Below are 11,708 nucleotides of genomic sequence, written 5' to 3'. Positions count from 1 at the left end.
TGAGCCTACCCTCCTCCGGGCTGATGGACGGATCTAATCACGTCCTGTATGGAATTGTATGGTACCGTATGACGGGTTGGTACAGCTGTCAATCGCATGGACGAGATGTAGTATGACCTTAGACCTTCAGGCAGCGGAGAGCGGCGAAAGTGCCGCGGCGAAGATCGAAAAGGATCTTCGCCGAGCCATCATCGAACTGGAGCTGCTGCCTGGCACACGCCTGTCAGAGCAGGAAATTGCCAACCGCCTGGGGGTATCCCGCCAGCCTGTGCGGGAGGCGCTTATTCGTCTCGCCAATTCTCGCCTCATCGAAATCCGCCCCCACCGAGGAACGGTGGTGGCCCGGATCTCAGCCCGGGAGATGACCGAGGCGCTGTTTGTGCGCCAGGCAGTTGAGATCGCGGTAGTAGCAAAAGCCGCACAGTCGTTTGATCCCTGGCAGCGGAAGCGCATTGCCAATCTGCTGCTCAAGCAAGAGGAAGCTGCGTCCGGGCTGGATCACGCAGCTTTTCGGGAGCATGACGAAGCATTCCACATCGCCATTGCCACAGGAGCGGGGGTGGGCATTGCCTGGGTCGCGATCGCGGACATGAAGACGCATATGGACCGCGTCTGCAACATGACCCTGCAAAGCGAGTCTGATATGGAACGCAGGGTAAGGGAGCATGGGGCCATCATGTCAGCAATCGATGAGCAGGACGTCGAGCGCGCCAAGAGCGCGATGGCGGAGCATCTCGGCAGTATACTCGACGACTTGCCCGATCTTGAGACTCGACACGCGGGACTGTTCATCTAGATACCCGAAGTGGAGCTACGCCTGACCGTCCCCACTCGACCCCCTTCCGTCCTTCATGGTCAACCAACGGCTCGCCGAAAGCAGCCGTTGCAGGATACCTCCTTTGGATGGCTGCCGGGTAGCCTATCTTTTCTTCCATCGAGGAAGGATACTTGTGTTAGCCTTGCCTTAGGCGTACAGCAGCCCATCGGCCACTTGGCCGCCCGTGTCGTTCCATGCCCGAGATCCTCGTTCTGCTAGTTGAAGACGAGGCCATGCTGACGCTGGTCCTCGAGGAAGCCCTCAAGGAAGGCGGATACAAGGTCCAGGTCGCCCACGATGGCGTCAAGGCGATTGCCGTTCTGGAGGCCGATCCGCACCGCTTCCATGCCCTAGTCACGGATATCCGGATGCCGGGCAAGCTGACAGGATGGGACGTCGCTCACCGCGCGCGGGAGTTAGTGCCGACAATCCCCGTTGTTTACATGAGCGGTGACAAGGCAGTCGAATGGTCCGCGCACGGCGTGCCCAACAGCGTCATGCTGCAGAAACCCTTCGCCGTTGATCAGGCGGTCACCGCCGTTTCCCAGCTGTTGAACACCATTCCGCCGACGGACAAGTAGTCAGACGTAAACGGAGGGAGACCCGGACAATAGCTTTGTGGCTCTCACCATCCGCTGCCTGCCTTCTCGGTCTGGTCCCGCAACTCTTGAGCGAGCAGCCTGAAGTCGTCCATGAGCATCACGCATTCGGTCGCATGGTCCCGAGCTTCCGGGCCTCTATGTTGAGGAGCCAGACAACTTCCTCGGGGCGATCTGAGAGCCCGGACAGCCAACGCCATTCCACGAGAGCTCGCTTGAAGTGCAGGAGTTCCTCGGCAGGGCTTTTCAGATGCATTGTTGCGGATCCGTCGATGATCAGATGAACGCAAACCGGGTGCTGTTCGGGAGGTTCGCATCGACTCCAGGTTAGGTGAACAGGTCCTTGAAGAAAGGAGACCCGACCGGGGCGCGCGTCGAGGCGGTAAGACTGCAAAGGGGGGCAGTCGCGCCGTTAATCCTGCTCGCACGCTATCGTTCTGGACGCTGGCAAGATGCGAGCACTCTCTTTGGTGATCGGGGTCAAAGCGCTAAGGTATGAGCCGGGCTGGGGATCTGCGTCCAAACGCCGTCGAGCGAGGCGGCTACCGCCGCCTCACCGCCACCCGTTCCCAGTCAGAATCCCACACAGCCCTCTTCGGTGTTCAGGTCCGGGTGATAGATGACGAAGCTCTTACCCTCGTCGGCCTTGGCCTCTGCTTCGTCTCGAGGGAGCCATTCGGTGAAAGATACGCGCGAATATGGGTCCCCCGGAATGTCGGTCGTGACCAGGCAAACAAATTCCACCTCGGTGGGGATCACCAGTTCCGGGTCATAGACCTTCTCCATCTGTCCTGGTGCATGGATCTTTGTCCCCTGCCCCGGTGCTCCCTTCTTGTTCGCCTGTCCCGGAGGCATGTGATGGCCTGGTTTGTGGTGGGCGGAGACGGAAGCGGTAAATGCCAACGTCAGCGACATGGCCAAGGCTAAGGATCGACGCATCTCAATGTCCTCTAAACTGAAACGGCCCCGAACGGAGACCGGGGCCGAAGGGAGACTGTGTGGAGGTCAGTCGCGCCGCTAATCCTCGGACTCTGGTTTCGGTTCCGTCTTCGCCAAAGGACCGCAGTACTCATTCTTCCAGAGTTAAATGCACCGCGCCACTCGGCCTGTGAACCACGGCTATACGAGGGGACGGACACCAAGAAGCCGCTGGTGAATTTGCTCTAGGCCTCTTCCCCTCCGGGTATGCCGTCTTGTCGAAAAGTGCTGAAAACCGCTGCCCGCAACGCCTCATGGCAGATTGGTTTCTTCACCCACGGGGCATTCACCCATGGACATTCGGAGCGCTCGCTGGCCGTGACATAGACGAAGCGGATGCCCTTCTCTTCCAGCACCTGCACCAGCGAGTCGCATCGGCCATCTGCCAAACGAATGTCCACGGTTGCGAAATCGACGCCGCCACGCTCAAGGACCTGGAAGGCCTCGGCACAGCTCGCTGCAGTGGTTGCTGCACGAACGCCGATCTCGGAAAGCATCAACTCAATATCGGAAGCGATAAGGAAATCATCCTCGACGACAAGGGCGGATTTCACATTGGACAGGCAGCCCATGGCAGTTCCCTCGGCGCAAACGGCTCCAGGATGGAGCGTTCTCGTTCCAATCAGGGACATCCGGTGTTCAGGGTGCACTTGAAAGGCGGGCAGCGCATGCCCGCTGATCCGACAACCCTACGCCTCATCACGGTAGATGACGAATGGTAATTTTGTGACAAAAGGAAACGCCCGGCAGGGTGCGTGTCATTCCCCGGTGACCTGCACCAAGGACTAGATTACAATTCCAGAACCGTGATGGAACTGAACCGGACATCTTCCCGATTGTTACGAGTTCAGCTTCTGGGCATAATGGTATGGAAAGCAGAGACCCCACAGTCTTGGTGGTCGAGGACGAGTACTTGCTCGCCATGACCCTTGAGGAAGGCCTGCAAGATGCAGGCTATGCGGTCGTGCTCGCCTCAACGGGAGATGCGGCCATCAAGCTCCTCGAAACGGAGCCATACCGGTTCATCGGTCTGATCACCGACATCAGGATGCCTGGCAGTGCTAACGGCTGGGAAGTAGCCCGGCACGCCCGCGAGCTACGCGCAGGAATCCCCGTGGTCTATGCCAGCGGTGAGGGCGCACTGGACTGGCACCGTTTCGGCGTCACCGACAGCATCATGCTGTCGAAGCCCTTTGAGGTCGACAGAGCCGTCGAGTGCCTGGAGCTGCTTGTGCAGGCGCAATGGCAACATGCCGGCCGGAGTGCTGGCGGGAACGACAGGTCTCCCGGGCATTGAGCTTCATGAGGCGGCGCGGCAATGGGCCCGCGTCACGGATCCCCAAAGAGACTGTACTGTAGGGAAGCGACGAGCACCTGATGTCCGGTCTCATCCCGAACCGCAATGCTGAGGTCCTGCATATCTCGGCCTAAGGTCAGGCGGTCCCGGCACATCTCGCCGAGGCTGCGGGCTGCCTCGTGCTCCGAGTCATCGACCAGCTTTTGGCCACCTTCGATCACAAACATCCTATCAGCTCCCGGGAGAGCCGAGGCGATCCCAATTCCCCTGCAGTCAGATGGGGGCACCACAGTGCCCCTCTAGGTCAGTCAAGCAGCTTTAGATTGGTCGCTGACTCCTTCCCGTCGCGGCCTTTTTCCAGCTCGTATTCGATCTTGTCGTTCTCATAAAGGCTTTCTAGCCCGGAACGCTGAACAGCGGAGATGTGAACAAACGCGTCCTTACCACCACCCTCAGGGGAGATGAAGCCGAACCCTTTGGTGGTGTTGAAGAACTTTACGATACCCTTTGTAGCCATGGATGATCCTCTGTGCTCTCGAGCGAGCAGTTTTCCCTCTGCGACATGCAGGTGGAGTGACGTTCGCACGGAGTGGAGCCCAGGAGCCGGGGTTCCCGGCTGTGGCAGCCGACTTAGGCTGCAAACGTATGGAAGCAGAATAGCCAACAGCGGAGTATCTGCAAGGGCGATATGCTCAAGGCAAAGAGGCAGCAGGAGGCATTGCGCATGAAAGATCACCAGGGAAGAGCGAAAGAGAATGCAGCAGCTTCCGGTTCGCTGTCCCAGCTTTCCGTAAAATACGCCCGATTTTCTTGAGCCGCGGTAAAGCTTACTCGGTCGTTGACGGGGAAGAGCAAGAACCGGAGGTGCCGCGAGACGTTTGGCGCGCTACGAGGAGCTCCAAGGAGAGATCAACGATGCCAAGCCCGATCACGCTCGCCAAGGATCACGTCCAACGAGCACACGCTGTTCTGATGAGAACAGAGGGACTCGAGCCCGAGCTGCTCGAGATCATGTCACTGTTGGTTGAGACGCTGCATAGCCTAGAGCTTTCCGAATTGGCGGCTCCCACCAATGTCATTCCCTTTGCCGCTTTCTCCCCTCCGAATAGACGGAGGGGAGATGGTGCCCCTCTACACGAAAAGGGACGTCACCCACTTAGCTCCCCTTAACCCTAGAGTGGGACAGCTGCTGCAAGATCGACCGCAGCACGGCATAGCGTTGCCGGTGCCTTTAGGAGTGCGTGATGCAAGCGAGCCCAATCAGATTAGTTGAGAGCTCGGAGCAGAAGGATATTCTCTCCGTCTGCGATGAACTCCAGCATCTGGTCCTGGGATTGCAGCGCGGCAGCAACCTTTCAGATATCCAGGTGCGCATCGAAGAGGCGATCGAGACCGGATACGAGGTCGCCTTCAAAATTCGGCCGAGCGCCAAGGTTCTGCAGTTTCCGGGCAAGTGACGGGCTCTTACAAGGCAGCAGAGACGTCGCACAAACTAGCAAACGTGAACTAAAGCGAAACGCCCGCCCCCCGAAATCAGGAGGGCAGGCGTTCGGTGCTCTCAAGCAGCACGTACGCAATACCAATCGTGCCAATACATGTTGCAGTACTTTGCTGAACGCTCGGTTAAGGCGGCGTCCAAGCCACCCCCTGTAAGCTGGCTGTCAGCACGTTAAATTAACACGCGGAATTTATCCTTGTCACGAAACTGTCGCACCCGCTCCGCGGCAGTGACGCTACGTGACCAGAAGGTTTGCCATGTTCTCCCGCCTCTCCATCGCCGCCCGCATTTTCGCTGCGTTTGGTGCTCTCATCGTCATTCTCGCCGGCATTGGCGTTATGGGTTTCTATGGAGTGTCCAGCCTCGCCGGAATTTTCAGCGACTACCGGCAGGCGGCGCGCGAGACGCTGGAGCTCAGCGACTACACCAATGACCTGATCGATATGCGCCTTGCGGTGGACGAATATTTCAGAGCGCCAGGTTCATTCACGCCCGAGGAGATCGTCGCCAAGATCGAGGACGTCGGCACCATCGATGCGGATGGCTACGCCATGTTCGAGGGCGATGAGCTAGCCCTTGATGAGCTCGCCAAGCTTGTCGAGACGGCGACAGCTTACCGGCAGACCTTTGAAGGCATGGTCCAGAGCGGTGTCGGGACGGACACTCCCGCCTTCGAACAGCTCCGTCAGCAGGCCGCCAGTATGGCGCAGAACCTGCAGACCATGTTCAACCATGCAAAGGAGATGCAGAATACACTGGGCCCACAGGCGGTCTCACAGGTCCACGCCACTGAGCTCCTGGTCACCGTCATCGCAGTGCTGGGCGCCCTGGTCGGTATCGGGCTAGCCATCGCCACCGGTCGCTGGCTCTCCCGCTCCATCAGCGGCATGACGGAGCTCATGGGTGAACTCGCGCAGGGCAACTACGAGGTCGGGATCACCGGGGCTGACAAGCAGCACGAGCTGGGCCGCATGGCCCAGGCGCTTGAAGTCTTCCAGGAAAATGGCCGGGCCATGCAGCTCTCGGATGCCGAGAAGGCGCAGCGAGACGCCGCCGCAGCCGAGCGTGCCGAGACCATGCAGCGCTTCCAGGCAGCCTTTGACGGCGTCATCGATGCGGCCGTGCAGGGTGATTTCGGCAGCCGGATCAATGAGCGCTTCAACGACGACGATCTCGACCGGGTCGCCGGCAACCTCAACACCATGCTGGAGACCACCAATGCGGCTCTGGCCGAAGCCGGGCAGGTCCTTTCCGCCCTGGCGCGTACCGACCTCACCCAGAAGATGGAAGGGCAGTACCAGGGCGCCTTTGCCAGCCTCAGGGACGACACCAATGCCGTCAGCGACAAACTCACCGAGCTGGTGCTGAAGCTGCGCGGCACCTCGCGCTCGCTCAAGGTCGCCACCGGCGAAATCCTTTCAGGTGCCAATGATCTGGCGGAGCGCACAACCAGGCAGGCGGCGGCCATCGAAGAAACCTCGGCCGCCATGGAGCAGCTTGCCGGTACCGTCACCGAGAACGGCCAGCGGATCGACCAGGCGGCGGGCCGCACCCGGGCAGCCGCCAAGCTCGCCGATGAGGGTGGCAAGGTCATGGGCGAGGCCAACCAGGCCATGGAGCGGATCACCACCTCCTCGGCCAAGATCTCTAACATTATTGGGCTGATCGACGATATCGCCTTCCAGACCAATCTGCTGGCCCTCAACGCCTCGGTCGAGGCAGCACGCGCCGGCGAAGCTGGCAAGGGCTTCGCTGTCGTTGCGATCGAGGTCCGCCGCCTGGCGCAGTCGGCGGCCCAGGCGTCGGCAGACGTCAAGAAGCTGATCGAGGAAAGCGCCCATGAGGTAACGGGCGGCTCCAAGCTGGTGGCTCTGGCCGCCGACAAGCTCGGCGCCATTCTCACGGCCGTCCAGGAAAACAATGAGCTGATGATGGCCGTCGCCAGTGCGAGCTCGGAACAGACCTCGGCGATTGCCGAAGTCACGACGGCCGTGCGGCAGATGGATGAAATGACCCAGCACAACGCCGCGCTGGTGGAACAGACCAATGCTGCCATTGAACAGACCGAAGCACAGGCGGGTGAACTGGATGCGGCAGTTGCGGTGTTCCGCGTGCATGAAGCAGCCGCGCCAGCCACAGCCCCAGCGCCGAGCGTCCGCGCCTCTGCACCCACCGGCATCAAAGCGCTGCAGGAGAAAGTCAAAGGTGCTGCAAGGGCCTATCTGGCCCGTGGCAACGCCGCGCTGAAACAGGATGACTGGAGCGAGTTCTAAAACCGGAGACCGCCGGTTGCGGCCTCCACGCGCCAATGGGTAACGTCTGCTTCCCTAGTCTGCTCCGAAACGCAGGGCGTCAAAACCCCCGCCGGGGCGAGTACGGCGTGCGTCAGGGCCTAACGGTCTCTTACAATCCTTTAGTGCTCGGGTCCGTTCAATTACGGGTTTCTTGAGTCAACGGAATGTCATCAATGGACTCGAACGGTACTTCGTCAAGGCGCCAGAATGGGTTCGGAAGACGAGCACAGGCAGCTGCCCAGGAGTCTTCCGGCGAAGTGGCCGAGGAGCATTATCGCTATTCGTTCGAACTCAACCCACAGTTCCCCTTCATTGCGGACGGGAACGGATCACTCCTTGAGATTTCCTCACGGTGGCGTCAGCTGGTGGGGCTGACGCTACAAGAATGCCTTGGCTCAGGATGGATGCGCGTCCTACACCCGGACGACCTGGAGGCGGTCAGGAAGAATTGGTCAGATGCGCTCAAGTACGGGGTTCGTGTTGATCACGAGAAACGTGTCCGGTTGGTGGACGGCACTTATCGATGGTTTCGAGGTCGTGCGACAGCAAGGAAGGCACAAGATGGCAGTGTAATCGGGTGGTATGGCTCCACCGAGGACATTCACGACCGCAAGCTCGCCGAGGATGCACTCCGCAAGAGTGAACAGCGACTTAGAAATCTGGCGGAATCCTCGCCCGCTGTGATTTGGGTGAGTGATACTCAAGGACAGACCACCTTCATCAACAGGCTATGGACCGACCTGACAGGTCAGCCGAATGCTGAAGCCTTAGGGCTAGGCTGGCTGCAGCCCATCCATGAAGAGGATCGGCAAAGACTGCATGATGTCTTCAGCAAGGCTTTCCGAAACAGAGAAGCATTCTCAGCCGAATACCGGCTTTTGACCAAGAGCGGCTGTTGGAAGTCGATGTTGGATGTCGCTCAACCGGTATATTCCGTTGGTGGTGATTTCGAGGGCTATATCGGATCGGCCTTGGATATCACTTCCCTCCGCGCGGCCGAGATGGCTCAGAGATCGGCCAATTCCCTGGTGAACGCAGTACTTGAAAGCACGACCGATGGTGTCATCGTGGTCGATCAAAACTGGCGCGTCGAATACGTCAACAAGCACGCATGGGAGCTGACCGGCAACAAGGATGAACTCAAGCCTGGCGCCGATCTTTGGCGCCTCTACCCGGAACAAGTGGGTAGTGAGTTTCACACGGCCTATCAACAAGCAATGGCGGAACGGCAGCCGCGCAACGCCGAAGGATATATCCCCGTGCTGTCGAGGTGGATTAGGTCGCAGGCCTACCCTACCCTCGATGGTCTCTCAATCTTCTTTAGAGATATCACCGAGGAGAAGCGGGCCCACGACGCGCTGACCCATCTAGCACATCACGACACACTTACCGGCTTACCCAATCGGGAAAAACTTTGGCTCGAGCTAGCCTCAGCTGTCGCAGAGACGAACGAACAAGGTGTCTCCATCCTGCTTCTGGATCTCGATGGCTTCAAGGAGATCAACGACACCCGAGGGCATGCTGTTGGGGATGAAGTGCTCCGCCAAGTCGCGGGTCGACTCTCGCCTCTGTGTTCAGCGGAATGCCACCTGGCTCGGATTGGAGGCGACGAATTCGCATTTCTCCAGAGATCGAGCAGTTTCGAGACGGCGACCGCTCTGGCGGACACGATCCTCTCAACGATAAAATCGCCCATCAGCGTCGAGGGAAGCCAAGTTGAGATCGGGGCCAGCATCGGCATCGCTTTGAGCGACAGGGATCTTGATCCCACGGAGCTCATGAAGAGAGCTGACATTGCCCTTTACCGAGGCAAGGCGGACGGGCGAGGCGTCTGGCGGTTCTTCGAGCAAGCCATGCTTGAACACCTTCAACATCGTCAGTCCTTGAAGGAAGACCTGTCGAAGGCACTGGAGAACAACCAACTTCAGCTACACTATCAGCCCCTGGTAGACCTAGCATCCGGACACTTCGCAGGATGTGAGGCGCTCCTTCGCTGGATGCACCCCACGCGAGGGATGATCTCCCCCGCCGACTTCATCCCCCTGGCCGAAGAGACCGGACAGATTGTACCAATTGGGCGGTGGGTTCTCCATCAAGCCTGCCGGGATGCCTTGGCATGGCCAGAAAACACTTTTGTGGCCGTGAACCTCTCGCCTGTTCAGTTCCGGGCGGAAGGCCTGTGCGATGATGTCTCGGATGCAATAGCGGCTGCCCGCCTGCCCCCCCGCCGACTACAACTCGAGATCACGGAGTCCGTGTTACTGCAGAATACCGACCACAATCTTGACCTGCTTACCAGGCTCAAGGGGCTGGGCGTGGGCATCGCCCTCGACGATTTCGGCACGGGTTATTCCTCGCTGAGCTATCTTCGCGACTTTCACTTCGACAAGATAAAGATCGACCGCTCCTTCGTGGCTGAGATTGGACGCGGTGGACACTCAGAGGCAATCATAAGAGCTGTCCTAGGACTGGCCAGCAGCCTCGGACTCGCTGTCACTGCCGAAGGAATTGAGCTGCAGAGCCAAGCCGATTGGCTGAAAGAAGAAGGCTGCCGGCAGGGGCAAGGCTATCTGTTTGGCAGACCAGTCCCACACGACCAGTTCCGCATCGATTGATGGCTCTGGTCGGCTTCAGCCACTTGCGAGAACCGGGGGATTGTCCCTCTGCAATTCACGCAGGATTAATTCCGCCGCGCCACAAAATAGTTGAGCCTGAGTTCTCTGATGCCAGGCCACACGACAGGCGTGAACATGGCTGAAGAAACATCGAACGACGAGGTTGAGCGGCTACTTTCGGGAAGAACCCGAGATATTCGGCTTGCCGGTCCGCTGGCCAAACGCTTTCGGGACCGCTCCTTCAAGCAGACTGCCAAAATTATTCGATCCTGGATGTTGTGGGTCATCCTGCTCGACGCGCTGGCCATGGGAACGAACATCTTGCTGCTCCCTGCTGGGGCAGCATACCCCATGCTTTTCCCCTCGCTCATTATCCCTCCTGCAGCCTTATTCGTCTATTGGGTCTGGCGCCGCCAGCGCTCAGACCTGTTCTTAAATGGCAGCTTAGTGTTGGGGATGACAGCCATATTGCTGTCAGTTTGCCTGATGGGGGCGGCAGCGGGAGCAGAATTCTACGAGCGCTACCTTAGCATCATGCTGTTCGTGTCCGTGGCCGGCATCATCATTTTCAATGTCCCTGCCATTACCACCCAGGCGATTGCCGCCGTCGCTCTCGGACTTTACCTGGCGTTTCAGCTGGGCAATCCGGAAGTGAGCACGTCCAGCGCTGTGTCAGCCTTCTTGTTCTTCGCAAGCGGGGTAGCCGCGACCGTCGTCGCCCGGCGGACGATGACCATCCTGGCACATCGTACCTTTCTTCTGGAGTTGCGAGATGCCCATCGTGTTGACGAACTTGCTCGCGCCAACGAGCGGCTGGACATTCTCTCGAGGACCGACGCGCTTACCAAACTGCCCAATAGACGCGATCTTGAGAGAATGTTGGACACGCTACGATTCCCAGATGCACTGAGTGGCGGCATTGCCATGCTGATGTGTGACATCGACTGCTTTAAAGCGCTGAATGACGAACGCGGGCACGCAGTCGGCGATAGGTGTCTGGCGGAGGTTGCGCGGATCATACGAGAGTCAATGCCAGCAAACTCACATTACGTGGCCCGCTATGGTGGCGAAGAGTTCCTCGTGATCCTGACCGGAGACAATTCCAGAAAGGCACTGGAGCTGTCGGAGGCAATCAGGTCCAAAGTTGAGGCGGAGCGCTTGCAAAACCCAAGGTCTTCTGTTGGTCCATGGGTCACCCTGAGCATTGGTGTGGCAGTCTCAGGAGTGACCGCGGCGCAATCGCCAGAAGGGCTAATGCGTGCCGCTGATCTGGCACTGTATGCCGCCAAGAAAAGTGGGCGTAACAGGGTTGCCGAGGCCCATTCGAGCTTCGGTAGTGATCTAAATAACGTGGCCTAGCATTTGGCACGCGAGCCTTGTAGCCCGCGAACCCCTACGGCCCCACGGAGATCGCCGCTGCGGTGCGGGCCTTGCACCATCGTCCAGTCGAGTACGGGCCGCGCTTTCCTCATCGGTCTCTTGGGCGCCTTTTTCTTTTCATACGAGGCTCCATGAACCGACTGCAGGAAGCGCCACGCGGGTTGGTATGGTCATGTTGGTTGCTCCGATGGTTGGATTGAGCCAGGGTGCGTGTTATGCGCGGGCGAGAC

11 protein-coding genes are annotated in these 11,708 nt (G+C 59.0%); 7 read left to right on the top strand and 4 right to left on the bottom strand.

The genetic code is table 11. The annotated features are described in order from the left end of the window. The first annotated feature begins 112 nt into the window (after positions 1-112). Together QOV41_RS03765 and QOV41_RS03760 are read left to right on the top strand one after the other, a co-directional pair. The gene (locus QOV41_RS03765; RefSeq protein WP_284579626.1) at positions 113-796 is read left to right on the top strand and encodes a GntR family transcriptional regulator; all 684 of its coding nucleotides are present in this window, start codon (positions 113-115) and stop codon (positions 794-796) included. Between the two features lie 215 nt (positions 797-1,011). Beyond that, entirely contained in the window at positions 1,012-1,398 is a 387-nt protein-coding gene (locus QOV41_RS03760; protein WP_284579625.1) for a response regulator, read from the top strand. Between the two features lie 591 nt (positions 1,399-1,989). Here the strand turns inward: QOV41_RS03760 and QOV41_RS03755 are convergent. Beyond that, positions 1,990-2,355: a hypothetical protein gene (locus QOV41_RS03755; RefSeq protein ID WP_284579624.1), complete on the bottom strand. Its 366-nt coding sequence runs from the start codon at positions 2,353-2,355 to the stop codon at positions 1,990-1,992. Between the two features lie 224 nt (positions 2,356-2,579). After that, positions 2,580-3,026, bottom strand: coding sequence for a response regulator (locus QOV41_RS03750; RefSeq protein ID WP_284579623.1), 447 nt, complete (start codon positions 3,024-3,026; stop codon positions 2,580-2,582). Positions 3,027-3,262: 236 nt separating this feature from the next. On the opposite strand from QOV41_RS03750, the gene QOV41_RS03745 reads away from it, so the two are divergent. After that, entirely contained in the window at positions 3,263-3,691 is a 429-nt protein-coding gene (locus QOV41_RS03745; protein WP_284579621.1) for a response regulator, read from the top strand. A gap of 32 nt (positions 3,692-3,723) precedes the next feature. On the opposite strand, the gene QOV41_RS03740 is transcribed toward QOV41_RS03745, so the two are convergent. Next, positions 3,724-3,918 carry a DUF6894 family protein gene (locus QOV41_RS03740; protein ID WP_284579619.1) on the bottom strand — a complete coding sequence of 65 codons (195 nt, stop codon included), beginning with the start codon at positions 3,916-3,918 and terminating at the stop codon, positions 3,724-3,726. Between the two features lie 77 nt (positions 3,919-3,995). Next, positions 3,996-4,208: a cold-shock protein gene (locus QOV41_RS03735; RefSeq protein ID WP_284579618.1), complete on the bottom strand. Its 213-nt coding sequence runs from the start codon at positions 4,206-4,208 to the stop codon at positions 3,996-3,998. A gap of 727 nt (positions 4,209-4,935) precedes the next feature. Between QOV41_RS03735 and QOV41_RS03730 the strand changes: the two genes are divergently transcribed. The 4 genes from QOV41_RS03730 to QOV41_RS03715 all read left to right on the top strand — a co-directional run bounded on the left by QOV41_RS03730 (position 4,936) and on the right by QOV41_RS03715 (position 11,457). Next, positions 4,936-5,148 (top strand): hypothetical protein, encoded by a 213-nt coding sequence (locus QOV41_RS03730; RefSeq protein ID WP_284579617.1) that lies wholly within the window; start codon positions 4,936-4,938, stop codon positions 5,146-5,148. A gap of 298 nt (positions 5,149-5,446) precedes the next feature. Further along, a complete protein-coding gene (locus QOV41_RS03725; RefSeq protein ID WP_284579616.1) occupies positions 5,447-7,462 on the top strand; it encodes a HAMP domain-containing methyl-accepting chemotaxis protein in 2,016 nt (671 codons plus the stop codon). 278 nt (positions 7,463-7,740) lie between these two features. Next, entirely contained in the window at positions 7,741-10,098 is a 2,358-nt protein-coding gene (locus QOV41_RS03720) for a sensor domain-containing protein (protein ID WP_284579615.1), read from the top strand. Positions 10,099-10,233: 135 nt separating this feature from the next. Beyond that, complete coding sequence (locus QOV41_RS03715) at positions 10,234-11,457, top strand: GGDEF domain-containing protein (protein WP_284579614.1); 1,224 nt, start codon at positions 10,234-10,236, stop codon at positions 11,455-11,457. Positions 11,458-11,708 lie beyond the last annotated feature (251 nt).

It is taken from the genome of Devosia sp. RR2S18, assembly GCF_030177755.1.
GTDB lineage: Bacteria > Pseudomonadota > Alphaproteobacteria > Rhizobiales > Devosiaceae > Devosia > Devosia rhizosphaerae.
The sequence above is the reverse complement of the archived record's forward strand: the minus strand, read 5'-3'. Positions and strand labels throughout refer to the sequence as shown.

Bases quoted from the DNA above. Each gene is read 5' to 3' on its own strand.
- QOV41_RS03765 (WP_284579626.1), top strand. From the start codon at position 113: ATGACCTTAGACCTTCAGGCAGCGGAGAGCGGCGAAAGTGCCGCGGCG.
- QOV41_RS03740 (WP_284579619.1), bottom strand. From the start codon at position 3,918: ATGTTTGTGATCGAAGGTGGCCAAAAGCTGGTCGATGACTCGGAGCAC.
- QOV41_RS03715 (WP_284579614.1), top strand. From the start codon at position 10,234: ATGGCTGAAGAAACATCGAACGACGAGGTTGAGCGGCTACTTTCGGGA.
- QOV41_RS03725 (WP_284579616.1), top strand. From the start codon at position 5,447: ATGTTCTCCCGCCTCTCCATCGCCGCCCGCATTTTCGCTGCGTTTGGT.
- QOV41_RS03760 (WP_284579625.1), top strand. From the start codon at position 1,012: ATGCCCGAGATCCTCGTTCTGCTAGTTGAAGACGAGGCCATGCTGACG.
- QOV41_RS03750 (WP_284579623.1), bottom strand. From the start codon at position 3,026: ATGTCCCTGATTGGAACGAGAACGCTCCATCCTGGAGCCGTTTGCGCC.
- QOV41_RS03755 (WP_284579624.1), bottom strand. From the start codon at position 2,355: ATGCGTCGATCCTTAGCCTTGGCCATGTCGCTGACGTTGGCATTTACC.
- QOV41_RS03735 (WP_284579618.1), bottom strand. From the start codon at position 4,208: ATGGCTACAAAGGGTATCGTAAAGTTCTTCAACACCACCAAAGGGTTC.
- QOV41_RS03745 (WP_284579621.1), top strand. From the start codon at position 3,263: ATGGAAAGCAGAGACCCCACAGTCTTGGTGGTCGAGGACGAGTACTTG.
- QOV41_RS03730 (WP_284579617.1), top strand. From the start codon at position 4,936: ATGCAAGCGAGCCCAATCAGATTAGTTGAGAGCTCGGAGCAGAAGGAT.